Annotated in this window: 25 protein-coding genes; 6 read left to right on the plus strand and 19 right to left on the minus strand. The window is 70.8% G+C overall.

Features of this window, described 5'->3' with window-relative positions; genetic code table 11:
• Window positions 1-34: 34 nt before the first annotated feature.
• On the plus strand, window positions 35-235 hold the full coding sequence (locus UA75_RS25030; RefSeq protein WP_075742351.1) for a hypothetical protein: 201 nt from the start codon (window positions 35-37) through the stop codon (window positions 233-235).
• 237 nt (window positions 236-472) lie between these two features.
• Here UA75_RS25030 and UA75_RS25035 read toward each other — a convergent pair whose 3' ends face one another.
• The 3 genes from UA75_RS25035 to dnaG form a co-directional block, all read right to left on the minus strand.
• Complete coding sequence (locus UA75_RS25035) at window positions 473-1252, minus strand: trans-aconitate 2-methyltransferase (protein ID WP_075742352.1); 780 nt, start codon at window positions 1250-1252, stop codon at window positions 473-475.
• Between the two features lie 203 nt (window positions 1253-1455).
• The gene (locus UA75_RS25040; protein WP_232237419.1) at window positions 1456-2004 is read right to left on the minus strand and encodes a hypothetical protein; all 549 of its coding nucleotides are present in this window, start codon (window positions 2002-2004) and stop codon (window positions 1456-1458) included.
• Window positions 2001-3917 carry a DNA primase gene (gene dnaG / locus UA75_RS25045; protein ID WP_075742353.1) on the minus strand — a complete coding sequence of 639 codons (1917 nt, stop codon included), beginning with the start codon at window positions 3915-3917 and terminating at the stop codon, window positions 2001-2003. Before dnaG ends, UA75_RS25040 begins: the two co-directional genes overlap by 4 nt.
• A 69-nt stretch (window positions 3918-3986) precedes the next feature.
• Here dnaG and sigJ point away from each other — a divergent pair, with 69 nt between their 5' ends.
• The gene (gene sigJ, locus UA75_RS25050) at window positions 3987-5018 is read left to right on the plus strand and encodes an RNA polymerase sigma factor SigJ (protein ID WP_232237421.1); all 1032 of its coding nucleotides are present in this window, start codon (window positions 3987-3989) and stop codon (window positions 5016-5018) included.
• 602 nt (window positions 5019-5620) lie between these two features.
• Here the strand turns inward: sigJ and UA75_RS25055 are convergent.
• The 3 genes from UA75_RS25055 to UA75_RS25065 form a co-directional block, all read right to left on the minus strand.
• A complete protein-coding gene (locus UA75_RS25055; protein ID WP_075744183.1) occupies window positions 5621-6745 on the minus strand; it encodes a serpin family protein in 1125 nt (374 codons plus the stop codon).
• 455 nt (window positions 6746-7200) lie between these two features.
• Window positions 7201-8472 carry a deoxyguanosinetriphosphate triphosphohydrolase gene (locus UA75_RS25060; protein ID WP_075742354.1) on the minus strand — a complete coding sequence of 424 codons (1272 nt, stop codon included), beginning with the start codon at window positions 8470-8472 and terminating at the stop codon, window positions 7201-7203.
• Window positions 8473-8617: 145 nt separating this feature from the next.
• Window positions 8618-9274 (minus strand): YdcF family protein, encoded by a 657-nt coding sequence (locus UA75_RS25065; protein WP_075742355.1) that lies wholly within the window; start codon window positions 9272-9274, stop codon window positions 8618-8620.
• Window positions 9275-9539: 265 nt separating this feature from the next.
• Between UA75_RS25065 and UA75_RS25070 the strand changes: the two genes are divergently transcribed.
• Window positions 9540-10277, plus strand: a complete 738-nt coding sequence (locus UA75_RS25070; protein WP_075742356.1) for a peptidase E — start codon at window positions 9540-9542, stop codon at window positions 10275-10277.
• 121 nt (window positions 10278-10398) lie between these two features.
• Here the strand turns inward: UA75_RS25070 and UA75_RS25075 are convergent, their stop codons facing one another.
• The 3 genes from UA75_RS25075 to UA75_RS25085 form a co-directional block, all read right to left on the minus strand.
• Window positions 10399-11790 carry a glycine--tRNA ligase gene (locus tag UA75_RS25075; RefSeq protein WP_075742357.1) on the minus strand — a complete coding sequence of 464 codons (1392 nt, stop codon included), beginning with the start codon at window positions 11788-11790 and terminating at the stop codon, window positions 10399-10401.
• 139 nt (window positions 11791-11929) lie between these two features.
• Window positions 11930-12655, minus strand: a complete 726-nt coding sequence (locus tag UA75_RS25080) for a class F sortase (RefSeq protein ID WP_083690901.1) — start codon at window positions 12653-12655, stop codon at window positions 11930-11932.
• 311 nt (window positions 12656-12966) lie between these two features.
• Window positions 12967-13365, minus strand: coding sequence for an antibiotic biosynthesis monooxygenase family protein (locus UA75_RS25085; protein WP_075742358.1), 399 nt, complete (start codon window positions 13363-13365; stop codon window positions 12967-12969).
• Between the two features lie 235 nt (window positions 13366-13600).
• Here UA75_RS25085 and UA75_RS25090 point away from each other — a divergent pair, with 235 nt between their 5' ends.
• From UA75_RS25090 to UA75_RS25100, 3 genes are all read left to right on the plus strand, one after another.
• Entirely contained in the window at window positions 13601-13891 is a 291-nt protein-coding gene (locus UA75_RS25090; RefSeq protein WP_083684150.1) for a hypothetical protein, read from the plus strand.
• Between the two features lie 133 nt (window positions 13892-14024).
• Window positions 14025-14468 carry an ArsR/SmtB family transcription factor gene (locus UA75_RS25095; RefSeq protein WP_232237425.1) on the plus strand — a complete coding sequence of 148 codons (444 nt, stop codon included), beginning with the start codon at window positions 14025-14027 and terminating at the stop codon, window positions 14466-14468.
• A complete protein-coding gene (locus UA75_RS25100; protein ID WP_075742359.1) occupies window positions 14465-14878 on the plus strand; it encodes a Fur family transcriptional regulator in 414 nt (137 codons plus the stop codon). Before UA75_RS25095 ends, UA75_RS25100 begins: the two co-directional genes overlap by 4 nt.
• A gap of 217 nt (window positions 14879-15095) precedes the next feature.
• Here UA75_RS25100 and UA75_RS25105 read toward each other — a convergent pair whose 3' ends face one another.
• The 10 genes from UA75_RS25105 to UA75_RS25150 form a co-directional block, all read right to left on the minus strand.
• Window positions 15096-16169 (minus strand): TIGR03943 family putative permease subunit, encoded by a 1074-nt coding sequence (locus UA75_RS25105; RefSeq protein WP_075742360.1) that lies wholly within the window; start codon window positions 16167-16169, stop codon window positions 15096-15098.
• A gap of 229 nt (window positions 16170-16398) precedes the next feature.
• Complete coding sequence (locus tag UA75_RS25110) at window positions 16399-17481, minus strand: permease (RefSeq protein ID WP_083683587.1); 1083 nt, start codon at window positions 17479-17481, stop codon at window positions 16399-16401.
• Between the two features lie 76 nt (window positions 17482-17557).
• Entirely contained in the window at window positions 17558-18019 is a 462-nt protein-coding gene (locus UA75_RS25115; protein ID WP_232251123.1) for a YbjN domain-containing protein, read from the minus strand.
• A complete protein-coding gene (locus UA75_RS25120; protein ID WP_083683589.1) occupies window positions 18020-18889 on the minus strand; it encodes an isoprenyl transferase in 870 nt (289 codons plus the stop codon).
• Between the two features lie 375 nt (window positions 18890-19264).
• Window positions 19265-20005: an ABC transporter permease gene (locus UA75_RS25125; protein WP_075742361.1), complete on the minus strand. Its 741-nt coding sequence runs from the start codon at window positions 20003-20005 to the stop codon at window positions 19265-19267.
• Window position 20006: 1 nt separating this feature from the next.
• The gene (locus UA75_RS25130) at window positions 20007-20939 is read right to left on the minus strand and encodes an ABC transporter ATP-binding protein (RefSeq protein ID WP_075742362.1); all 933 of its coding nucleotides are present in this window, start codon (window positions 20937-20939) and stop codon (window positions 20007-20009) included.
• Window positions 20940-20987: 48 nt separating this feature from the next.
• Entirely contained in the window at window positions 20988-21719 is a 732-nt protein-coding gene (locus tag UA75_RS25135) for a hypothetical protein (RefSeq protein ID WP_075742363.1), read from the minus strand.
• Window positions 21720-21975: 256 nt separating this feature from the next.
• The gene (locus tag UA75_RS25140) at window positions 21976-22704 is read right to left on the minus strand and encodes a hypothetical protein (RefSeq protein ID WP_075742364.1); all 729 of its coding nucleotides are present in this window, start codon (window positions 22702-22704) and stop codon (window positions 21976-21978) included.
• The gene (locus tag UA75_RS25145; protein ID WP_075742365.1) at window positions 22701-23579 is read right to left on the minus strand and encodes an ATP-binding cassette domain-containing protein; all 879 of its coding nucleotides are present in this window, start codon (window positions 23577-23579) and stop codon (window positions 22701-22703) included. Before UA75_RS25145 ends, UA75_RS25140 begins: the two co-directional genes overlap by 4 nt.
• Window positions 23576-23944: a GntR family transcriptional regulator gene (locus tag UA75_RS25150; protein WP_075742366.1), complete on the minus strand. Its 369-nt coding sequence runs from the start codon at window positions 23942-23944 to the stop codon at window positions 23576-23578. Before UA75_RS25150 ends, UA75_RS25145 begins: the two co-directional genes overlap by 4 nt.
• Between the last annotated feature and the right edge of the window lie 383 nt (window positions 23945-24327).

Genomic DNA, 24327 nt, shown 5'->3' on the forward strand with positions numbered 1-24327 from the left:
ATGGTCCACACGAGCATCGACCGAGGAGGGCACCATGACCAAGCTGTTGCTGGGCGCGGCCATTGGTTACGTATTGGGGGCCAAGGCTGGCCGGGCTCGGTACGAGCAGATCGTGCAGGCCTATCGCCGAGCCCTTGATCACCCGATCGTGCGAGACGTCACCGCGAAGGTGCGGGGCAGAGTGGAGCAGCAGACCCGCCCGAAGCACCCGCAGCCGGACGACCTGCTGGTCTGACACCGGTTCGCACGAGAGAACACGGACGGCCGGGGGTCGAACCTCGGCCGTCCGCTTCGTCGAGTGCCACCCCCGGACCCCTGGACCCGCGGCCGCCGGGCCGCGCCGGCAGCGTCCGCGGCCAGGCCGTCGTCCCGGTTCACCAGTTCCGCGGCCGGACCGAGCCCGCCCCCGCCTCGACAGCGCAGGACGGGTTGCGCGACGGGACCGGTCAGGACGGCCCGAGCACCGCCGACCTCAGCCGAGCCGCCGGGCGACGACGAAGATCCGCCGGAACGGGAACCAGGTCACGCCGTCGGCCTGTCTCGGATACGCCGACCGAAGCCTCGGCCCGAGTTCGGCCCGGAACTCGGCCCAGCCCGCCTGGGTCAACACGCTCCTGATCGGGCGCAACGCCGTTCCGCTCACCCAGTCGAGGACCGGGTCCTCCCCGGTCAGCCGCTGGAGGTAGGTGGTCTCCCAGGCGTCGACCTCGGCACCCAGCGCCGCCAGCGGAGTCGCGTAGCCCACCGCGTCGAGGACGGCACCCGGTGCGCGCATGGCCAGCCCGTCGAGGCGGTCTCGCCAGGCGGGCGACCCCGCCAACGTGCGGATCTCGTGATGCGAGGGCGCATCGAAGTTGCCGGGCACCTGAAAGGCCAGCCACGCGCCGGGCCGCAGCCGGGTCAGCCAGCTCCGCAGCAGCTCGCGATGGCCGGGAACCCACTGGAGCACCGCGTTGCTGAGCACGACGTCGACGTCCTCGTCGGGCTGCCAGGCCGTGACGTCGCACAGGCGCGCATGCACACCTGCCGCCTTCGCCGCGTCCACCATCTCCTGCGAGGAGTCGACCGCCTCGATGTCGGCGTCCGGCCAGCGTTGGGACAGCGTGGCGGTGAGGTTGCCCGGCCCACAGCCGAGGTCGACCACCCGCCGGGGATCTTCGGCACCGATTCGAGCGACCAGCTCGTGAAAGGGCCTGCCCCGCTGGTCGGCGAAGGTCAGGTAGGTCTCCGGATTCCACTTCGTCGTGGCCATCGCGCCTCCTCTTGAAAAACGTACGTACGTACTTTATTCCCTTCGTGGTGTCGATGGGGCCGGAACAGCCGGGATCGACGGGAGAAGTCCCACATCGTCACCGCCTGTCGACCGCGCCGTGACGCCGCCTCGACCGGACCCTGCGGACCCGCGAGGCGGCAGAAGGAGCACGGCGGAACGAATGAATCGGGAGAACCGAGTCGCTACTCGACGGGCGGTCTGGCCTGGGCGAGCTTCGCGGCCACCTCGGACGCGATGTCGGCCACCACGGCCCGGTCCGTGCCGGGGTCGATCCGTACCTGAAGCAGCACGCCGTCGCGGCCGGGCACCCGCCGCTGCACGAACCACGCCCCGCCGCCGGGCAGCTCACGATGATGCCGAGAGGTGATCGAGGCGTTCACCCGTTTCAGGACGGCCTCGGGGACGCGACCCGCCTCGGCGATGGCATACCGACGAGGCGGCAGGTCCGTGAGCAGCTCGGCCTCGCCCGCAGCACCCGCCGACTCCGCCTCGACCACCGTCAGGCTGCCGTCCTTCCAGGTCGCCTTGGAGATCAGGTGCCAGCCCACTCGCCGAGAGCCCGACACCTCGGGCAGCCACAGCCCGAGCCGGGTCGCGACGACCGCGCCGCCGCCCTTCGTGGTGGCCACCGCGAGCACCCGCTCATCGGTCTCCAGGGTTCCGGTGAAGCTCGCGGGCAGCTTCGGCGAACCGACCACCCACAGCCGCAGTCGACGGATGAGATCCCTCACGACAGTCCTCCCACCGCCTGGTCCTGAAGCGCCTTCCGATACTGCTCCAGCCCGACCAGGTCTCCGAACAGGGCGTGATACTCCTCAGGCTCCTCCGTGGCCGACATCCGCTGCAACCGAGACTTCAGCTCGGCGATCTCCCTGGCCACCACGGACTCCTTGAGCCTGGCCAGCAGGCTCGCCACGTACAGCGCGTCCTCCTCCGATCGGGACCGCAGCGACTCCACCGACAGCTCGGTGAGCAGCGACCGGACCGAGGCGTGCGGGCAGTGCTCCGCCATGGCCGCGACCAGTCCGGAGCCCGAGAGCCCGCCCGAGGCTCCGCCCGCCGCGATCAGCGCCCGATGCACCGCCAGGTAGGCGGGATGCGTGTAGGCCTGCTCGGAGATCGAGTCGTAGACGGGCCCCGCCAGCGCGGGCCACTGGAGCGCGACCTTCAGCGCCTCCCGTTGCAGCCAGAGCTGCGGGTCGTCCGGCGCGGGCCTCGGCGGGCCGCTGTCGTCCCCGGCTCCCCGCCCCGGCGCGGGCTGCCGGGCCTGCCGCGTCGGCCGCGCCGGTTCACGACGGCCGCCGCCTGCCAGTTCACGGACCTCGCGCACCACCGAGGGCGTGTCGTCCCAGCCCACCCAGCCCGACAGTCGACGGGCGTACTCGTCGCGCAGGGCGACGTCGCGGATCTGCGCCACCAGCGGCGTCGACGAGCGCAGCGCGGCGAGCTGGCCCTCTGCCGTGTCAAGATCATGGCTCTTGACCACGCCCCGGATGGCGAACTCGTACAGCGGGCGGCGGCGGGCGACCAGGTCGCGCACGGCGGGGTCGCCCTTCTCCTGCCGCAGCTCGCAGGGGTCCATGCCGTCCGGCGCCACGGCGATGAAGGTGTTCCCCGACCAGTTCTGGTCGCTGTCGAAGGCCTTTCGGGCCGCCGACTGGCCCGCCGCGTCGCCGTCGAAGGTGAAGATCACCTCGGAGCCGAGGGAGGCCTGGTTGAAGGAGGCGTCCATGAGCAGTCGCGACAGCACCTTGATGTGCTCGTCACCGAAGGCCGTTCCGCAGGAGGCGACCGCTGTCGGCACCCCGGCCAGGTGCATGGCCATCACGTCGGTGTAGCCCTCGACGACGACGACCTGATGCCGCCTGGCGATCTCCCGCTTGGCCATGTCGAGACCGAACAGCACCTGGGACTTGCGGTAGATCGGGCTCTCGGCGGTGTTGACGTACTTGGCCTGGATCGGGTCCTCGTCGAAGATGCGCCGCGCGCCGAAGCCGACGACGTCGCCGCTCAGGTCCTTGATCGGCCACAGCAGCCTGCGGTGGAACCGGTCGATCGGCCCCAGCCTGCCCTCCTTGGCCAGGCCCGCCTTGTACAGCTCCGCCGCCTCGAAACCTCGGCCCAGCAGGTGCTTGGTCAGCCGGTCCCATCCCGAGGGCGCGAATCCGCAGCCGAAGCGAGTCGCGGCGGCCTCGTCGAAACCTCGGGTCTTGAGGAACTCCCTGGCCTCGGCCGCCTCCGCGCTGCGCAGCGCCTCCGCATAGAACTCGGCGGCGGCCTTGTGCGCCTCGACCAGCCGCAGCCGGGTGCCCCGGTCGCGCTGCACGACGGCGCTGCCGCCGACGTAGTTGAGCCGGATGCCGACCCGATCCGCGAGGCGCTCCACGGACTCGACGAAGCTGAGGTGCTCGCGCTTCATCAGGAAGGCGATGACGTCGCCGCCCTCGCCGCAGCCGAAGCAGTGGAAGGTGCCGTGCGTGGGCCGGACGTTGAACGACGGACTCTTCTCATCGTGGAAGGGACACAGCCCCTTCAACGCGCCCGCGCCCGCACGACGCAGTTCGAGGTACTCGCCGATCACCTCGTCGATCCGGTTCCGGTCGCGTACCTCGGCGATGTCGCTTTCCCGGATGCGTCCTGCCACGGTCGGCGAGTCTATGGGAGGGGGCCGACCTGGCGTCGCCGAGTCGGCGAGCGGGCGGAGAATGCCGGGGTGAGCCGTGTCGAGAAGGAGACCGCGGAAGCTGCGGGGACCGCGGATCTCGTGGAACTGGCCGAACGCTTCGAGGAGCACCGTCCGCACCTGACGGGAGTCGCCTACCGGCTGCACGGCACGCGTGCCGACGCCGAGGACGCCGTGCAGGAGGCGTGGCTGCGGCTGGCCGCGCTGGGGGCGCCGGATCGAGCAGGCATCCGGGACCTCCGTGCCTGGCTGACGACCGTGGTCGGCCGGATCTGCGTCGACCGGCTGCGCTCGGCGAGTGCGCGACGCGAACGGTACGTCGGGCCCTGGCTGCCGGAGCCGTTCGTCGCTCGCCCGGACGACGGTCGGGCGTCGACGCCCGATCCGCTGGAGCAGATCGTGCAGGCCGACGGGATGCGGATCGTCGCGCTGCTGGTGTTGGAGCGGCTCACCCCGGACCAGCGACTGGCCTTCGTCCTGCATGACGGCTTCGCGGTGCCCTTCGCCGAGATCGCCGACATCCTCGGCTGTTCGGTCGTCGCTGCCCGCCAGCACGCCTCGCGGGCCCGGCGGCTGGTGGCCGCCGCCGATCCGCCGCCGCGCGCCGATCCCGCCGAGCAACGACGGCTGCTCGAGGAGTTCCTGACCGCGCTGGCCGCCAGGGACACCGAGGCGCTGACGCGCGTACTGCATCCCGACGTGGTCGTCCACGGCGACGGCGGCGGCCGGGCCAAGACCGCCGTCCGGCCGGTTATCGGCGCGGAGAAGGTCATCCGCTTCCTGCTCGGTCTGGTCAACCGGTACGGCACTCGGCTCGCGCTAGGCGGCGTACCGGTGCTGGTGAACGGGGATCTCGGGGTGTTGATCGGCGGCGACAGGCCGAGCGCAGAAGGGCCGAGCGCAGCCGGGTCGAGTACGGGCGGGTCGGCAGTGGATGTCGCGGTCGAGGCCGACGGTGTGCCCATCGAACGCCGCGTCGCCTGGATCGCGATCCGGGACGGCCGCATCGAGGCCGTCTTCGATCTGGTCAATCCGGACAAGCTGACTCGCGTGGACGTCTGACCCGCGAGAGCGGCAACGCCGACGGCAGCGGCGGCATCCCGCGTGCTGGGCCTGCGGCGACGCGGGGCGCGGCCGCGAGGCGACGGCCATGCAGAACGCCTCGCTCAGTCGCACCCCGCCCGCTCCAGGGCGCCGAGGAATCCGCCCGCCGATGTCGGCGGCCTACGCGACGTCGGTCGGCGATGAGTGCCGCCGTGGCATCGCAGGCCACCGTCCTCATCGCCTCGACGGCATCAAGTTCGTTTAATACTGAAGTAATTGTGGCGGCAATGGTGCTCGTGTCGCCCTCCTGATCCACGGCCGCCCGGCGGACTCGATCCGACGCCGTCGCACCGGCCTCGGTTCGTCACGTCCGACCCGACGACGCAGCGACGGACGTGACGCAGGCGATGAGCCGACCGGCGGCGCTCACGAGGGGGTCGCATGCGAGCCCCTCGACCAGGATCACCGCGACGGTCGCCCGTGCCCGAGCCGAGGAGCAGGCGGCTTCCTCGGACCACGACCCCGAGACCACGCGGCGGCGCCCGCCCGGCACGGGTCCGGGTCGGCGCCGCCGAGGTCGAGTGGGCCCGGCACGCGCGGACGACGCCGCGCGCGGCGACTCAGCTCGGGTCGGTGACGCGGGCCAGGAAGTAGACCGAGCCGCTCCGACGATGGCGGATCAACAGCAGGAACGGACGGTCGACCCGCACCGTGATCGGCCGCTGCGGGACCATCGCGCCCGCCAGCACGAACATCGCAGCCGTCGCGGCGGCGCCCTCCAGCCCCTCCTCGTCGATCTGCAGCACCGACTCGTGCAGCACCGAGGAGATCTGCACCGGATGCGACTCGCTCAGCCCGCTGAAGTCCGCATCGTCGCGGAACATCGAGCGCACCCCGAGCCCGCTGAGCGAGGCCTTCAGGTCGGCACGGCCCGTGACGCGCAGCCGAGGCAGGAACAACTCGACCCGGGTGGCCCGAATCGCGTCGAGCAGGGCGCCCAGCGTCGCGCCGTCCAGGCCCGCCTCGGCCTCGGCCAGTTCGCCGTCTGGCAGCAGGATCACCGCCTCGACTCCGCCCTTCGCAGGCAGCCCGACGACCTGCCAGCCCGAGCGGACGGCGTAGGGCATCCGCTCCGTCAGCGTCATCGTCGGCACCTCGCGGACGCCCGCCCTCGCGTGGAACGGCAGCGGGCTGGTGGCGCCCTCGGTGAACCGATTGACCCACGCCGTCTTGAGGTACAGGGCGTTGACCAGCGCCGCCATCGTTCGCTTCTCGACGGTTCCTGCGGGCAGCAGCTCCGGAATGAGCCCCCTGGTGAGGTCGGCGACGTCCTCGTTGATCAACGTGCGCGCGCCCTCCGGGTCCGCCTCGAACGGCGCACCCTTGACCGCGCCGCCCGGCCACTGTTCGAGGTTGCGCCGGAACGAGGGGTGGACGACGAGATCGTCCCTGGTCCACAACGTGTTCGCCACCGAGAGGATCGGCGGGTCCTCGCCACCGCCCGAGGTGCTCAGCTCCGCCGACGCGATCAGCGGCCCCGCGACCCGATGCAGGTCGTCCGGCGAGCCGTCGGTGAGCACGCGGCTCAGTTCGTCTCGGGTGCTGCCCCGCGCGCCCGCCGCGGCCAGGCCGAGCGCGCTGGCGACGGACAGCGGTGACCAGCAGAAGTCACCGCCGTCGCTCGGAGCGAGCGCCCGGTGCAGGTTCAGTGCGAAGGAGAGGTGTGCACGGTCGTCCACGGTGATCAACAACCCCTGTCTGTCGTCGGCTCGATCGGCGAAAGGCGCACGGACGCGTGACCGAGCGGCAGGCCCAACACGCTGCGGCAGACATCGGCGGTGACGTCCATCGGGTTCCGACGGCTGGTCGGAGTCGCCGTCCGACGGCCTTCCTCCGCCGTCGCGATCCCCTGCGGGACCTTCCCGCCGGCTCTCTCGGCGGGACATCCCACCGAATCTCCTGGCGGGACCTTCCCACCGCGACCTCCCGGCCGCGACCTCCGATCAGCGCAACTCGGCCCCGGCGACCCCGGCTCGGCAGCGCCGCCGCTCGTGATCAACAGGCAGCCCCGCTGCCCGCCGAGCGAACGTCGAAGCCTCGGCCCGGCGCCGCGCCCCCTGACGAGGTCGTCAGGTGCGAGAGCGATCCGCGCGCCATGGGCCCAGTCTGCCGGCCGAAGCGGGTCGGCCGGGGAGATCGCTCACTCGATGCCGGGGCCGTCCCGGCCGGTCAGTCTGGCGTGCCACCGCACCGCCTGGCCGTCGGTCAGCGCGGCCACCTGGTCCAGGACCACCCGCAGCCGCGCCGCGTCGTCGCCCGCGACCTCCCAGGCGGGCCGCAACGCCGGGTCCAGCTCGTCGGGTGCTCGGTCGGCCAGTGCCTCGACCAGTTCGGCCAGCAGCTCGCGCTGGATGGTCTGCACCTGAAGCCGCTTCGGATCGCTCATCACATACCGCAGGGCGACCGCCTTGAGCAGGGCGACCTCGGCGGCGACCTCGGCGGGGACCACCAGATCGGCCCGGTAGCGACACAGTGGACCGTCGCCGAACTTCGCCCTGGTCCCGGACACCGCGGCGGCGGCGAACCGGCCGACCAGTTCGCTGGTGAGACGCTTCAATGCCACCTGGTCGGACAGGCTGCCCGCGTGATCCAGGACGTCGACGACCACGGGCAGCCGCAGCAGCCCCTCGGCGGCGGCCTCCAGCGCGGCCGAGGAGTCGTCGGAGAAGCTCTCGGCCGCCAGCCGCGCCACGGCGGCCCGTTCCGCCGGATCGGCCAGCAGTCGCAGGGAGATCCGGCCGGACAACACCCCGTCCTCCACGTCGTGGACGGAGTAGGCGACGTCGTCCGCCCAGTCCATGACCTGCGCCTCCAGGCAACGACGCCGGTCGGGGGCGCCCGCACGCATCCAGCCGAAGACCGGGAGGTCGTCCTCGTAGACACCGAACTTCCGCGTGCCTGCGACGCGCGGCCACGGATACTTCGTCGACGCGTCCAGCGAGGCCCTGGTCAGGTTGAGCCCGTGCGGACTGCCGTCCTCGGCCAACGCCTTGGGTTCGAGGCGGGTGAGGATGCGCAGCGTCTGGGCGTTGGCCTCGAAGCCGCCGCACGGACCGGCGGCGGCGTCCAGCGCCCGCTCCCCGTTGTGGCCGAACGGCGGATGGCCGATGTCGTGTGCCAGCCCGGCGGTGTCGACGATGTCGGGATCACAGCCCAGCTCGGCGCCGATGCCTCGGCCGATCTGGGCCACCTCCAGCGAGTGAGTGAGCCGAGTGCGCGGCACATCGCCCTCGTCGGGCCCGACCACCTGGGTCTTGCCCGCAAGCCTGCGCAGGGCCGCGGAGTGCAGCACCCTGGCCCGGTCGCGCGCGAAGGCACTGCGCTGTTCGGCCCGGCCTGCGTCGAGGACGGCGTGCTTGGGCGGTTCGCTCAGCAGACGAGCCGCGTCATGGTCGCGGTAGTCGGACGACACCGGGGCAGCCTAAGGGCAGGGTGCGGGTCTCGACAGGGTGCCTGCCGGGATGCCGCCGTTCGAGCGGGCGGAACCACCCGACTCCTGAAGAACCACGTGATCGCGATCCTGCGGCAGCACAGCCGGGACCGGTGATCGTCCCGGATCACTTGAGCCCGTTGTCCTCGCCCTCGGCGGGAGCGTGGGTGAAGCGGTAATGGAGCAGGGCGGCCGTCTCTCGCAGGATGTAGCGGGCCTGGGTCTCCCTGGTCTGCACGATCGGACCACGTCGGGTCGGTGACACCCAGGCGTCGATGCCTGCGTCACGAGCCATGGTCCTGGCCCGCAGCGAGTGCCACGGGTCGCTGACGATCACGGCCGAGTCCCACCCTCGTTCGGAGATGGCGCGCGCGGCGACCCGGAAGCTGCCCAGGGTGTCGACGCCTTCGCCGACGGCGACCACCCGGTCCTGCGGGATGCCGTGTTCGACCAGCCAGAACTCGCCTGCCTCCGCCTCGGTGTAGTTGTCCCCTGCCTGTCTGCCGCCCACCGTCAGGATGTGGTCGGCGACGCCCGACTCGTAGAGCGTCACGGCGTGCTCCAGTCGCGCCTCCAGCACGGCGGACGGTCTCCCGTCGTACTGGGCCGCACCGAGCACCACAACGACGTCGGCGCGACTGCGGTCGTCCTGACGGGCCACGAACCACACCCGGAACAGCGTGCCGCCGACCACGAGCGCCATGATCAACATGGTGCCGACGACGGTGCGAGTCAGCAGCCTGCCGAGGTGGAGACCCCGCAGCCGGTCCTCAGGGGCGGTCATGTCGGAGATCGTCGCAGAGCGGCGGGTGTCCTGGCGACGGTGGTCTGGATTTTTCGACCGTCTCCCGCGCGTCGTCGGGCCCGGCCGGGACGGTGCGGGTCGACGACCGCCGGACCGGGCCCGCCGCCGTCGGTGCGGCCGGCTCGGGCGTCGGTCGCCCCCGAACCGCGCGACGGCCCGAGGTCGCGGGGCGCCCGGACCCGCGCTGGCGGCGCCGTGCAGGCCCCGGCTCAGCGGATCGACGACCGACCGCCAGGATGGGCCGATGCCAGCCGACCAGCCCACGATCCTCGCCACGTCCGGTGGAATGCGCCGGGGCGCCAGCACCGAGATCGAGTTCGCGCCGCTGATCCACTTCGCCGTCGAGCTCTCCGGCGTGACGGGACGCAGGCCACGACTCTGTCACGTGGGCACGGCAAGCGGCGATCAACGCTGGCAGAGCGCCGCGGTCACCGAGGCGGGTCACCAGGCAGACATCGAGGTCACCGCACTGAACCTGTTCCCGATGCCGCCCACCACGGATCTCGCGGGACTGGTGCTGGCGCACGACGTCGTGTGGGTCAACGGCGGTTCGGTGGCGAACCTGCTCGCCGTGTGGCGGGTGCACGGCCTGCCCGAGGTGCTGCGGCAGGCCTGGGAGGCCGGTGTGGTGCTCGGCGGCGTGTCCGCAGGCTCGCTGTGCTGGTTCGTCGGCGGCCCGACCGACTCCTTCGGCCCGGACCTGCGGCTGGTCACCGACGGGCTGGCGCTGCTGCCCTATGGCAACGGCGTGCACTACGACTCGGAGGCCGCCCGCAGGCCCGCCGTCCATGCCGCCGTCGCCTCGGGGGCGCTGCCGCCCGCCCACTGCACGGACGACGGCGCGGGCCTGCTCTACCACGGCACGACGCTGGTCGAGGCCGTGGCGGAGAACGGGCAGGCGGGTGCCTATCTGGTGGAGCGGGACGCCTCTGCCGAGACGGGCGCGGCCGAACAGCGGCTGGACGTCCGTCGCCTGCCCTGAATCGCCCGGCGCAGCGGCCCGCGCGGCGCCGCGTCGAACGACCGCAGCCGAGCCCTGCCGGGCAGGCGGCCTCCGCCCGCACCCTCCGCCGCCCCTGCGACGTCCGAGGCCGGGAGCCCGCTCAGCAGCCGCGCAGCCGGAAGGCCAGGTAGTCGTTGAGCTTGTCCAGCGACACCCGCTCCTGGACGAGGCTGTCCCGGTCCCGGACGGTGACCGCGTGGTCGAGAAGGCCGTCGAAGTCCACCGTGACGCAGAACGGGGTGCCGATCTCGTCCTGCCGCCGGTAGCGCCGCCCGATGGCCCCGGAGTCGTCGAACTCGACGTTCCAGCTGCGTCGCAGCTCCGCCGTCACGGCCGCCGCCTGCGGCGCGAGGTCGGGGCTGCGCGACACCGGCAGCACTCCGACCTTCACCGGGGCGAGCCTGCGGTCCAGCCGCAGCACCACCCGCCGGTCGACGCCGCCGATCGGGTTGGGCGTCTCCTCCTCGGTGTAGGCGTCCAACAGAAAGGCCAGCACCGCCCGACCGACCCCGACCGAGGGCCCGATGACGAAGGGCCGATACCGGCTGCCCGCCGCGCGGTCGTAGTAGGACAGATCGACGCCGGTGCGCTCCGCGTGGGCGTCGAGGTCGAAGTCGCCCCGATTGGCGATCCCCTCCAGCTCGTCCCACTCCCGGCCGGGGAACCCGAACCGGTACTCGACGTCGACCGTGCGACGCGAGTAGTGCGCCAGGTGGTCCGCCGGATGCGGGTAGTGCCGGAGGTTCTGCCGGTCGACGCCCAGGCCGGTGTACCAGTCGGTGCGCGCGTCGATCCAGTACCGGTGCCAGTGCTCGTCCTGATCCGGCGGCACGAAGTAGGCCAGCTCCATCAGCTCGAACTCGCGGGAGCGGAACAGGAAGTCGCCGGGGGTGACCTCGTTGCGGAAGACCTTGCCGATCTGGCCGACGCCGAAGGGCGGACGGCGACGCCCGGTGGCCTGCACGGAGTGGAAGTTCACGAAGGCACCCTGGGCCGTCTCCGGCCGAAGGTGATACGGGCTGTCATCCGCCTCGTCCGGCCCCAGCCGGGTGGCCAGCATCCCGCTGGACAGGCTCGGCTGGGTGAACCGTCCGCGACTTCCGCAGTCCGGGCAGGTGAGCGCCAGCAGCGCGCGTTCGTCCAGTTCCTCGCCCGTGCGGGCCCGGTACTCCTCGACGAGCTCCGCCGCCGGGAACCGGTGATGGCATGCGGTGCACTGGACGAGAAGGGCCACGAACTCCTCGACGTGACCGGAGGCGGCCCACACCTCGCGCGGCAGGATCACCGAGGTGTCCAGGCCGACGACGTCGTCCCTGCCGTGGACGACGGCCTTCCACCACTGCCGCTTGACGTTCTCCTTCAGCTCGACGCCCAGCGGCCCGTAGTCCCAGGCCGCCCGGACCCCGCCGTAGATCTCCCCGCTCGGGTAGACCAGGCCTCGGGCCCGGCAGAGTCTGACGATGGTGTCGATCCGATCGGCATCGGCAGGCACGGACGCTCCCCAAGGCCTGGTGAACTGCGTGGCAGGCGGTCGGAGTCGAGCGTAGCGGCCGGGGCGGCGATGACGACCATGAGCGTGAAGTGCAGGTCGGGGCAGGTGACCGACCGCGATCGAAGATCGTCTGCGCTGCTCAGGCGACGTCGGGTGTGCCCACCAGGGTGGCGACCACGATGCGGTTGTCCTCGTAGCCCGACGGGCCGCCGACATAACGCCCGCCACAGGTCACCAGGACCAGTCGGTGATCGCCGTCCTGACCGAACAGGTCGGCGGCCCGGCCGGGCAGTTCGTCCTTGTGCAGGGTCAGCACCTCGCTGGTCTGATAGGTCCACTCGCCGCCGTCGACGTCGACGATCTCGATGCGCTCGCCGACCTCGGCGCGGTGGAGCTGATCGAAGGGGCCGAGGGCACCCTGCCAGTTCACATGGCCCGCCATCACCGACGCGCCGGCTGCGGCGCCAAGCCCGGCTCCCCACCAGGTGGCCTCGCCGAGGCTGTCCGGCACCGGCAGCGTGCCGGTGGCGTCGACCTCTTCGCGTACCAGGCGCGCGGAGCCGCCGTCGGCCAGGTAGATCGTCCCCGGCTGCCTGGCGTGCTCGGCAGGCGGCGGGGCAGGCTGAGCCTCGGGCGTCTCCTCCGCCGTCGGCTCGGCCTCGACGGAGGGTGTGTCACCCGCCGCACTCGCGGAGCCGGGCACGACGCTCGGGTTGCCCACCAGTCCACCGACGGTGATGCCGATCGTCACGGCGGCGAGGACGGCGATCAGCGACGTCGTCCGCCCCCGAGTCCAGAACCGCTGACGAGTCTGCTCAGCCGCAGCCGAACCGTGCGGTCCATCCTCCGAAAGGGGTCGTCCCACCGGTCATCAGCCTCTCACTCCGTGTAGTCACGCTGCCGACCATGCCGGTTCCGGATGATGGCAGAGCGACGGAGCAGGCAGGCAGGAAGTCGACGAAGATGACATCGAAGCTCACTCGATCAGCCCAGCCGCCGCCGATCGGCCCCGGCTCGCCCAAAGCCACGAGGCAGGCGGCAGATTCGTCGTCACGGCCTGCCGCCGCCCGGTGTGGGCCCGCCGGGCCAGGCACCCGGCCTGCGAGCACCGTGGCGACCGGCAGGCACTCGACCGGCGGAGCGTGCCGACACGGCGGGACGATCCGGCGACGGACGTCAGCGCCGGGGAACGTCCGGGCCCGCGACCTCGCCGAGTCGGACGCTGTCGCGGTCCTCGGCCAACAGGCTGTCCTGCTCTCGGAGCGACTCCTCCCCGGAAACCGACTCCACCAGGACCTCGTGCACGGCCGAGCCGCCGACCTCGGCTCTGGAGAGGAACGGGACGACGTGTTCTCGCACGTCGAAGGGCGACAGCGCCCGGCGGTAGGCCACCACCGAGTCGAAGCGGGCGATCAGCGTCCAGTCGACGCCCTCGGCATCGTGCTCGACGGTCCGCGCGAGCTGTACGCCCCGACAGCCGGGCTGCGCGCCGAGCAGCCGCATCGCCGTCCTGGCCTGGGCCAGGAAGTCCTCGATGCCCGTCTCAGGCACGGCATAGCGACAGATGAGCAGCATCGGGCAGGCTCCTTAGAGTCTGTCTTCGGTCCCTCTCCGCCGTGCGTGGCTGAGCTGCCAGGCGACAGGAGGGAGCCATGGCGGAGTCATGGTGACCGACGACGACGCCGCAGATCGCCGCGCCGCCCCCGCGCGACTTCAGAAGGCAGGGATCAAGGACGGGCTCTCCAGGACGCGGGGTGCGAGGATAACCGCTCTCGGATCGGACGGGGAGCACGCGGAAGGAGACCTGTCGGTGCCAGGCAGAGGAGATCGGCGCACACGGCTGACACCGGGCGAGGGGCCGCTGTCGCGGGTGCCTCCCCCGCTGGCCTTCCTGGTCGTCATCGCGTTGTTCCTGCTCGGAGCGTGGCTGGGCGGCTGGATCGGCGTCACGCTGTTGAGCGCCCTCATCCTGCTCGTCCTGGGCCTGCTGCTCGTCACCTGGCGGACGCTCACGCCGGGGGAGCGCGCCCTCCGGGTGATCACCCTGCTGATGCTGATTGTGATTACCGCTACTGTCGGCTACAACAGTCTGGCGAGCTGAGCCGAGAGACGGCGCCGAGGGGCGGGCGGCCGATCGGACGCCCCAGGCAGGCGACGGCCCGCAACTAGTATGGACGGCAGCAGGCGGGCGACGCCCGACCCCGCGTCACGACACCCGAGTCCTGGAGACCGAGATGCCCACCGCAGACGCCATGAGGCACGTGCCCGGCCTCGAGCACACCGCCCGAGGCGTGGCGTTGGCCCCCCATGACGAGGCGCCCGGCTCCCCCTGCGACGAGCGGGCGGCCGCCGGAGACCTGCCCACGCCCGATCCCAAGACGCTGATCGCGGCGGGCGACCTGCTCCGGGCCCTCGCGGCTCCCGTCCGCATCTCCATCGTCCTCCAGCTCCGGCAGGCGGAACGCTGCGTGCACGAGCTGGTCGAGTCGCTCGGCGTCACACAGCCCCTGATCAGCCAGCATCTGCGGGTGCTGAAGTCCGCAGGCGTGGTGCAGGGCACCAGGCAGGGCCGCGAAGTGGTGTACCGGCTGGTGGACGAGCATCTGGCCCACATCGTGGTCGACGCGGTGACGCACGTCGAGGAACCCCAGCCGAGCAGCGGAGCGGAGGACGCGTGACCACCAGTGAGAGACCGTCGACGACGGTTCCCGGAGTACGCACGACCAGACAGCGCACGGCGGTGTCTCGACTGCTGGACAATCAGCCCGAGTTCCGCTCCGCTCAGGAGATCCATGAGGAGCTGCGCAGGAACGGGGAGGGCATCGGCCTGACCACGGTCTATCGCACCCTCCAGACCCTCGCTGAGGCAGGCGAGGTGGACATGCTGCGCACCGACACCGGCGAGGCCGTCTACCGGCGGTGTTCGAGCCACCACCATCACCACCTCGTGTGCAGGCATTGCGGTCGGACCGTGGAGGTGGAGGGGCCCGCGGTGGAGCGCTGGACGACCCGCATCGCCGAGGAGCACGGCTTCCACCGCGTCAGTCACACCCTGGAGATCTTCGGCGACTGCGCCGACTGCGTCTGACCGCCGACGACGGCGGAAGCGGCCCTTCGACGACGTCCGGCTCGGGCAGCGGCCCGCTCACCAGGCCGAAGCACGGCTCCCGTGATTCGAGAGCGTCGACACCGGACAGCGGCCCGCCGCAGGGCTCGCCATCCGCAGGGTGCCCGGCCCGCTCCCGACCGGTCCGGACTGCGATCACGCTCCGGAGGGCGGCACCCGAGGCGCGGCGTCGACGGGTCTAGTACTCGTACGGATCGGCCGGTGCCTCGACGGGCGTGACGCCCGAGACGACGAACTCCGGGACATTCCCGTTGGCCTCGGTCGCCGAGCCGGTGCGCACCTCGCCGGTGACCTCCAGCCAGCCGTCCACCGGCAGGGCGGCGAGTGTGGCTGCCTCGGCGCCGTCGGCGTCCAGCCGAAGCTTGACGGGCAGGGCATCGGCGGCGCAGCACATGATGCGGATGCGCGCGACGTGGACCGCACCGGGTTCCGCCTGTGTGCCCGCGGAGGCTGTGGCGTCCTGGGTGTCGACCTCGTCGCGAACCAGGAACCCGGTGACCGAGATCTGCCTGCCCGTCAGCGCGCCGCTCGCGTCCCAGACCGATCGCATCACCACGTCGGTGATCGGCATCTCGGGCACGTCGCCCTCGGGAAGCGGGCCGAACAGACCGCCGCCCGACGGCGGTCGCTCGGTGATCACCGAGCGATCTCCGGCCCGCTGCACCGAGTCGGAGCCCAACGCGGGCGGCGCGACCATGAGGATGGCGAGGACCGGCAGGATGAGCATCCACGAGGACCGGCCGTGACCGTGGCCATGGCCGTCCGCCCCGCTGTGGACCAGGGCGGCATCGGCTCTCTCCGGAGCAGCCCGGCGGGCCTCCCCCGAGGCCTGCGCCGCACCGGCCGGGCCCGAGGCAGGGCCGGGAGCCTCGTCGGCAGCGGCCGTCGCCCGCCCGGCCGCACCCACGAGGTCGACCGCCCGTGACCGGGACGTGGACGCGGCGTCGACCGTGGTGACGGACCCGATTCCGGGCAGCCCGTCCGGGGTCGGATCGGCTCGGCCGGGCGAGTGGCCCGGCTCCCGGTCGCGACCCTCGCCGCCTGCTCCAGCCGCCTGCGCGGCAGCGCCCCGATGTCCCCAGATGTCGAAGACGATGGCCGCCACGCCGACGGCGACGATGACCACACCCGCACCGAGCAGCAGCGGAAGCAGCGAAGGACGGACATAACGCAGATAGGTGCCGTCCAACGAGATCTTCACCAACGCGCCGCCCAACAGCACCAGCAGCACGTTCTGCGTCTCGCGTCGCATGTCACCGCCCTCTCTCGTGTGTCAGGCCCGGCGGTCTCGACGAGCCCGGCCTACTCGACGACACCGCACCGGAGTCGACCCCGTCGTTCGACGGCGGCCGCCACCCGACGCAGCCCACCGCAGCTGCCACGCCCACGACGACGCCGGACCGGCGGCGGGCACCTCGATAGACGTCGAGTGTCCCCGATCGCGCCCCGGCAGGCCGAGCCGACCGGGTCGCGCCCGGATTTCACCACTCGAGCAGCAGCGCGCTGACCAGCACCGCGCTGAGCACCGCGACCAGGAAGGTCGCGGGAGCGAACCGAGCGGCGAAGGACCGGCCGAAGGTGCCTGCCTGCATGGCGATCAGCTTGATGTCCACGGCGGGGCCGACCACCAGGAAGGCCAGCCGCGCAGGCAGCGGCAGCCCCGGCAGGGAGGCCACCACGAAGGCATCGGCCTCGCTGCACAGGGCCAGCAGGACGGCGGCGAGCGCCATCACGATCACCGCGAGCAGGACCTGTCCGCCGAGGCTGTCCAGCCAGGAGGCCGGGACCGCGACATTGAGCACGGCGGCGGCCAGCCCGCCCAGCACCAGGTAGCCGCCCGCCTCGACCAGGTCGTGGCGCACCGTCTCGACGAAGCTCACCCAGCGGGAACCCGCCTGCTGGTCGGGCAGCCTGCGCAGGGCCCGCTCGGCGATCCACTCCGTCCGCCCCCACTTGATCCAGAGCCACCCCATCACCATCGCGGTGAGCAGGGAGGCGAGGAACCTCGCGAGCACCATCAGCGGCTCACCGGGGAACGCGACGGCCGTGGAGACCAGCACGATCGGGTTGATCGCAGGCGCGGCGAGCAGGAACACCAGGGCGGCGGACGGGGCGATGCCCTGCTGCATCATGCGCCGTGCCACCGGCACGGACGCACATTCACAGCCCGGCAGGGCCAGCCCGGCCAGCCCGGCGACCGGGACGCCCGCCGCCTCGTTGCCCGGCAGCAGCCGCCGGAGCACCTTCGGCGGCAGGAACGCCGCGATCAGCCCGCTGATGAGAACGCCGAGGACCAGGAACGGCAACGCCTGCACGCAGATGGCGACGAAGACGGTCGCCCCGGTGCGCAGGGCAGGCGCGTCGAGCAGGCCGACCAGCCGGTCCTGGAAGAGCATCGCGGCGAGCAGCAGGACGCAGAGCAGTTCGAGCGAGGTGACCCGCCGAGTTCTCGGCTCGCCCGCGACGGGCGGCTCGAGCCCGGTTGCCGAGGTCGGCGATTCCCGGACGTCTGGCCCGTTCGATGCAGGCTCCGGCGAGCGCGTCGCCTCCTGACCACCGCTCATCGTCGTACCGGTCTCCCATCCGCGCCCGAGGCCGCTCGCCCGCGAACCGCCGCGGACTCCGACGGCGCACCACGGATCACGGCCTGTCCTGACCGCCCACCGTGTCCAACAGCTCGGTCCGCAGCTGCGACGCGGTGGACACCACCAGCATCAGCATGGTGCTCAGCGGGGTGGCGCCCATGCCTTCGGCCGGGAAGGCATACCGAAGGGTGACGTCCATGCCCCGCTCCGTGCGCACGACGCCGAGGGTGCCGAACAGGCCCTGCCCGGCCCGTTCGGCGGCCGATCTCGCCAGCGTGCCGTCGTCCGGCAGGTCCCAGGCGACGACGCAGGTGAGGCTGAGCACGGTGAGCCCCTCGGCCAGCTGCATGGCCTGCACGGCACACGGCACCTCACCGTGGCGGAAGGTCAACGCGCCGTCGTCGTCGGTGTGCACCTCGTGATAGCGCTCCAGCGCTTCACGGGCGGCGGCGAGGAGTTCCGCGGTCTTGGCCGCCTCGCCCGCTCTCTGGTCCGAGGGAATCTCCGAGTCCGTCACTTAGCTGGCGCCTCCGTTCGGTTCTTCGATGACGACGTCGTCGCCCTCGGCGGGCGGGGTGGGTCCGGCCTGCTGGTTCTTCACGCCGCCGAAGCGCCGGTCCCGCTGGGCGTAGGCCTCGCAGGCCCGCCACAACGCCATCCGGTCGAAGTCGGGGAACAGCGTCTCCATGAAGACCAGCTCGGCGTAGGCCGACTGCCAGACCAGGAAGTTCGAGGTACGCAGCTCGCCGGAGGGCCGGAGGAAGAGATCGACGTCCGGCATCTCCGGGTTGTACAGGTACTTCGCGATGAGCTTCTCGTCGACCTTGTCCGGGTTGATCTCGCCTGCGGCCACCCGCTGCGCGATCTCCTTGGCGGCGTCGGCGATCTCGGCCCGGCCGCCATAGTTGACGCACAGCGTGAGGGTGAGGACATCGTTGTCCTTGGTGCGCTCCTCGGCGTCCTCCAGCTGGTCGATGACGCTGCGCCACAGCTTGGGACGGCGGCCCGCCCAGCGCACCCGCACCCCGTGCTCGACCATGAAGTCGGTGCGCTTGCGCAGCACGTCGCGGTTGTAGCCCATCAGGAAGCGCACCTCATCCGGGCTTCGCTTCCAGTTCTCCGTGGAGAAGACGTAGACCGACAACCACTTGACGCCGAGTTCGATGGCTCCGCTGACGACGTCGCTGAGCACCTCCTCGCCCCGTCTGTGACCGTCGGTGCGGGGCAGCCCTCTGGCTTTCGCCCATCGCCCGTTGCCGTCCATCACCAGCGCAACGTGGTTGGGCACCAACGCTGGCGGAATGGCGGGGGGACGTGCCCCGGACGGGTGCGGGTCAGGCGGGCGGGGCGTGTACTGGTCTCGCCCGCTCCGGAACCGACGCAGCATCAGACGACTGACCTCCTCATGGTCTCCCCCTGCGACGCTGGACAAACACGGTCATCCTGCCCGACGGCGTGTCGGGACCGGCCGGCGGCCGGTCGGAGATCGCTCGGCCTGCTTCGGCAGGACGTAGGAGACACCGGAGCCGCCGACCCGGCAGGCGGGTCGGCGGCTCTGGCCGAAGTGTGGTCGGCAGCTCTGAGCCGACGCCGCAGCAGCTCCCTCTTTCACCGGCTCGCCCGCAAGGGGCGGCTCGGCTCTGCTGCGATCGTCATCGGGCTGCGTGATCGGTGCCGACGTCCGGCCGTCACGCGGCTCACGGACGATGTCGATCAGACCGTCAGCGACCGGAACGCACCGACGCTCCCGATCACATCCGGGTCAGTCCCACCGGAAGGTCTTGGCCGCGATCCCGATGAGCACGACGCCGTAGGCGACGACCACGGCGACGGCACCGAGCACGGGCCAGCCGCCCTGGTAGGTGTCCTGCAGGAGTTGCACCCCGGCACCGATGGGCGTGAGGTCGCTGATCGTGCGCAACAGGTCGGACATCGTGTCGCGGGGCGCCCACACTCCGGCGAAGAACATGACCGGGAAGTAGATGAACGTCGCCACTCCCGAGGCCATCCGGGAGTTCGGTGCCAGCGCACAGACGAGCAGCCCGATACCGAACAACGAGACCGCCAACAGCACGACGACCAGCACTAGACCGAGGGGGTTCGCCGGCAGCGGCGAGTCGAAGGCGAACCGTGCCACCACGATCACCACGGCGATCGAGGCGAGCGCGACGGCCATGTTCACCAGCAGCTGGGCGAGCAGCATCGACAGCGGGGACACCGGTGTCGTGGACAGCCTGCGCAGGATGCCCTTCTCCCGGTAGGTGGCCATCACGGCGGGCAGCGTGTTGATGGCGACGGTGGCGAGCGCAATGGCGATCATGATCGGCACGTACAGATCAAGCAGCCGCACACCCCCGGCCTCGGGTATCACGTCCCGGAACATCGGGATCATGCCGAAGATCACCAAGAGTGCGGGCGGGAAGGCGAAGCCGAGGATCGCTGCGGTCGGGTCGCGGAAGAAGAGCTTCCACTCGTGGACGAAGAGCCTGGTCAGTTGAGACATGTCACTTGCTCCCTGCTGCGACGGGGTTCTCTTCGATGCGCCGCCCGGTCAGGGCGACGAAGGCGTCTTCGAGGCTGGCCTGATCCATCCGCAGGTCGACGGGGCTGACACCGACGGCGGCCAGGCCGGTGGTCACTGCCAGCAACAGGTCTCCCGAGCCGCTGACCAGCAGCCGGTCGCCCTGTCGTTCCACGGACGTGACCTCGGGCAGTGCGGCGAGGACGCGGTCGTCGATCGGGGCCGACGGGCGGAAGCGGATGCGCTGCTCGGCCTGGACATTCGCGATCAGCCCGCCGGGACTGTCCACTGCGGCCACTCGGCCCCCGTTGATCAAGGCGATGCGGTCGCAGAGGCGCTCGGCCTCCTCCATGAAGTGGGTGACCAGCACGATCGTGACGCCCCGCCGCCGGACGCCCTCGATGACCTCCCAGGTGTCCCGCCGGGCCTGCGGGTCCAGCCCGGTGGTCAGCTCGTCGAGGAAGGCGATCTTCGGCCCGCCCACCAGTGACAACGCGATGGACAGCCGTTGCTTCTGGCCGCCGGAGAGCTTGCCGTAACGGCTGCTCAGCTTGTCCGTGAGGCCGAGGGCCTCGGCGAGGGGCCGCCAGTCGACCGGCGTGCGGTAGAAGGAGCTGTACAGCTCCAACGACTCGCGCACCGTCGCCTTCTCCGGCAGCGCGCTCTCCTGGAGCTGCACCCCGATCAGCTGGCGCAGCTCCGATCGGTCCCGCCTCGGATGCCGACCGAGCACCTCGATGCTGCCGCCGTCCGGGGCCCGCAGGCCCTCGATGCACTCCACCGTGGTGGTCTTCCCGGCACCGTTGGGACCGATGATTCCGAAGATCTCGCCCTCCTCCACGGTGAAGGAGACGTCGTGCACCGCGACGTGATTCGGATAGCTCTTGCGCAGGTTTCGCACTTCGATGACAGACACGGGTACTCCTCGTGGATGATCTGAATTCTTGGGACGAGAACGGCAGACTTATTCGGCGGCGGCGGTGAACGGAATCTCCCGCGCCAGGAGATGAGTGGCCACCGCAGGTATCGCGACACACACCGCGCCGATTCCCAGGAACCACGCGACGGAGGTCGCGTCGGACCCCGGGAAGCCGCTGGCAGCGCTGCCGCCGAATCGAATGAGAGCCCATTCGACGATGACCACCGGAATGACCGGCAGCGCGAGCAGCGGCCACCGTCCGAGGCCGCTCCCGCGATGGAAGATCACGCCGATCAGACAGCCCGCGACCAGGTGAACCAGGCCGATGACGAGGTTCTCCGCCAGGATGAGATGCACCTGCTCGATCGATCCGTACAGGTGGGCGCCGCTGAGCTGAGCCGGGAGCCCGACGGCGTCGTGGATGAGGCGCTCGCCCCAGAGAACGACCGTAGTGCCGATTCCGAGCAGGAGCGCCATGGCCACGGCGACGACTCGCCAGGCGGCCAGGAACTCACCGCGCGTGATTCCCGTCGCCACGGACTGCAGCAGCGAAACGGTCAGCATTCCCATTCCGATGCCTGCCAGCGCGTATTTGATCGAATACGGGACGATCCAGTCCGCGACGCTGAACTCAAGCTGCCCGAAGATCGCGATGAGAACACTGACGATGGCGACCGCGACGAGCACAATGGCCCAGAAGATCGCCAGCCACGAGCTCTGAGTTCGCAGCAGTCGGGTGCTGAGGGTGGGCAGAATCGATTTTCTCGTGGTCACCATGATTGATCTCTCTCCGGGTTCGACGGGACGACGCGGGGTGTCTCGCCGGATTCACCCTGGGGTGCGCCGCAGCCGGACCAGCCGCGGCGGTTCCGTCCTCGGCCGCGCTCGGCGATGCGCGTGGCCTGACCGAGCCCCCTCGCCCGCACGCAACCGCGGGCAGAGAACGGGCGAGTCGGGGATGTGCGGTCGGGCGCTGCGGTCGGGGGATGTTGCGGGTCGGGGTCGGCCGGGCACGGTTCGGCGAACGCGCAGGTCAGGGTGTTCGGATCGGGATGTCGCGGAGTAGCAGGTGACAGCCCGCCGCCGCAGCCAGGACCGACAGGACCACGATCGGGGTGCCGACGGCGACCGACAGCCGGGACAGGTCGAGCGCCGCCACGGCCCTGCTGACCCAGCCGGTGGCCATGGCGAACTCCGTGACCACAGCGGGCACCAGCGCGACGGGGATCAGGAACAGGCCGCGCAGCCAGCCGAACCGATAGAAGCCCGCACCGATCACCGCGCCTGCCAGCAGGTGCACCAGCCCGAGCACGCCGAACTCCGTGATCGCCAGCAGGACCTGCTCCCGCGACGTGAACAGGTGTGCCCCGTTCACCTCTTGATCAACGGACATGGTGCCGAGGAGGAAGCCCTCGAACACCAGCCCGCCCCATTGCATCAGTGCGAAGGCCGCCGAGATGAGCACGGCGAAGATCCCGGCATCCGCCACGAACCTCCGGCGCGTCACACCGTGCGTCACGAACATCGGCAGGAACAGCGTCGGCAGCATGATCCCGATCGCGAAGAGGAAGTACCTCGGCGGATTCGAGAACGACCAGCCTGCGGTGGTCGTCGGATCACCTGCGCCGAGGACGTTCGCCACGACCCAGATCACGATCACGACGATGATCAGGACGGCCCAGTAGCCGATCAGCACGGCGCGGAGGCCGCCGATCAGGGCCGTGAGGATGCTCCCGGTCGCCGGGGCCGCACGGGTCTTCATCGCTCCGCCTCTCTGGACCCGGTCAGGTGCACGAACAGGTCCTGAATCCCGACCGGCCCCAGTTCGAGCCCCTCGGCGCGGGCCCGATCGCGCTGGTCTGCCGTGAGTGCGCCGTACACCGTCGCCGACTTCGTGCCGCCGAGCTGCTGTTCACTGAGCACGGTCAACGACGCGGTGAAGCGATCCACCGTCTCGGCGGGGCCGGTCACCGCCGCACCGCGCTCCCGCAGTGTCTCGGTCTCCTCGTGCAGCACCAGGCCGCCGCGATCGATGATCACGACCTCCTCGAACAGCGAGCCGACCTCCTCGATGAGGTGCGTGGAGAGGATGACCGTCCTGGGGTTCTCCAGGTAGTCGTCGAGCAGCTCGTCGTAGAAGGCGTACCGGGACGGGGCGTCCATGCCGAGGTAGGACTCGTCGAAGATGGTCAGCGGCGCCCGCGAGGCCATCCCCAGCGTCACGCCGAGTGCCGACTTCTTTCCCCTGGACAGCGCGTCGACCGACTTCTTCTTCTGAATCTCGAACCGCTCCAGCAGCCGCTCGGCGTAGTCGGCGTCCCAGTTCGGCCGGAAGGCGGCGGCGAAGTCGAGCGTCGCCTTGACACTGCTGCCCGCCGTGTCACCGCTCTCCCGGATGAAGCAGATCTGCCGGACGATCTCGGCGTTCTCGAAGGGCTCCTGCCCGCCGACCCGCACGACACCGCCGGAGGCCTTGCGGAAGGCCGCGATCACCGACAACAGGGTGCTCTTGCCCGATCCGTTGCGACCGAGCAGCCCATGGATCTTGCCCCCGGCGAGGGTGAAGCTGAGATCCCGAACGGCCGTGAACCTGCCGTAGTCGACGCGAAGCCCTTCGACTGCGATGTCCAACGTCATCGGTCACTCCTCTGCTGCTGTTCCTGGATTCGCTGGACGACCTCGTCGAGGGAGATGCCGACGATCCGCGCCTCGGTCACCATCGCGTCGACGACCTCCTCGAAGAAGCGCTGCCGCCGCTGAGCCCGCAGGGTCTCCTGCGCCCCCTGACTGACGAACATCCCGATACCCCTCTTCTTGTAGAGCACGCCCTCTTCGATCAACTGGTGGAAACCCTTGGCTGCGGTGGCGGGGTTGATCCGGTAGAAGGCGGCGTACTGGTTCGTCGACATGACCTGTGCGTCCTCAGCCAGTTCGCCGCCGAGGATGTCGTTCTTGATCCGCTCGGCGATCTGTTGATAGATCGGGCTTCGGTCGTCGAACACCTCGGCCCCCTAGTTCGCTGGTTCATTACTCATGTAATGAACCATAGCACCAGCGAACCTCGCGGCGAGCACGCCGCCGCGACACCGGCCGACCCCAGCAGGCATCACCGCTGGTCAGCGGCCTGAAAATTCTCCGTTGTCGGGATGGCTCGCGGCACAGGCCCGCCGGGGAGGTTCGTCGGTCCCGGCCGCCAACTGCCAGACCGACGAACCGGACCGAGGCGGATCACGAACCTCGTCGAGTTGCGGGCCCACGAACCGGCAGGCCTCGATCACGACTCCGCGACGAGACCGGACGACCGGCGTTCCGGACTCGTCGCGGGGCCGGGCACTCGACAATGACGACTGTCACGTCGGATCACTGACTGTTGTCATGAGAACTC

Origin of the sequence: Actinoalloteichus sp. GBA129-24, from assembly GCF_001941645.1 — a bacterium.
Taxonomy (GTDB): Bacteria; Actinomycetota; Actinomycetes; order Mycobacteriales; family Pseudonocardiaceae; genus Actinoalloteichus_A; species Actinoalloteichus_A fjordicus.

Bases quoted from the DNA above. Each gene is read 5' to 3' on its own strand.
- UA75_RS25030 (WP_075742351.1), top strand. From the start codon at position 35: ATGACCAAGCTGTTGCTGGGCGCGGCCATTGGTTACGTATTGGGGGCC.
- UA75_RS25035 (WP_075742352.1), bottom strand. From the start codon at position 1,252: ATGGCCACGACGAAGTGGAATCCGGAGACCTACCTGACCTTCGCCGAC.
- UA75_RS25065 (WP_075742355.1), bottom strand. From the start codon at position 9,274: ATGACCGCCCCTGAGGACCGGCTGCGGGGTCTCCACCTCGGCAGGCTG.
- UA75_RS25070 (WP_075742356.1), top strand. From the start codon at position 9,540: ATGCCAGCCGACCAGCCCACGATCCTCGCCACGTCCGGTGGAATGCGC.
- UA75_RS25085 (WP_075742358.1), bottom strand. From the start codon at position 13,365: ATGCTGCTCATCTGTCGCTATGCCGTGCCTGAGACGGGCATCGAGGAC.
- UA75_RS25095 (WP_232237425.1), top strand. From the start codon at position 14,025: ATGCCCACCGCAGACGCCATGAGGCACGTGCCCGGCCTCGAGCACACC.
- UA75_RS25105 (WP_075742360.1), bottom strand. From the start codon at position 16,169: ATGCGACGCGAGACGCAGAACGTGCTGCTGGTGCTGTTGGGCGGCGCG.
- UA75_RS25110 (WP_083683587.1), bottom strand. From the start codon at position 17,481: ATGAGCGGTGGTCAGGAGGCGACGCGCTCGCCGGAGCCTGCATCGAAC.
- UA75_RS25120 (WP_083683589.1), bottom strand. From the start codon at position 18,889: ATGCTGCGTCGGTTCCGGAGCGGGCGAGACCAGTACACGCCCCGCCCG.
- UA75_RS25125 (WP_075742361.1), bottom strand. From the start codon at position 20,005: ATGTCTCAACTGACCAGGCTCTTCGTCCACGAGTGGAAGCTCTTCTTC.
- UA75_RS25135 (WP_075742363.1), bottom strand. From the start codon at position 21,719: ATGGTGACCACGAGAAAATCGATTCTGCCCACCCTCAGCACCCGACTG.
- UA75_RS25140 (WP_075742364.1), bottom strand. From the start codon at position 22,704: ATGAAGACCCGTGCGGCCCCGGCGACCGGGAGCATCCTCACGGCCCTG.
- UA75_RS25145 (WP_075742365.1), bottom strand. From the start codon at position 23,579: ATGACGTTGGACATCGCAGTCGAAGGGCTTCGCGTCGACTACGGCAGG.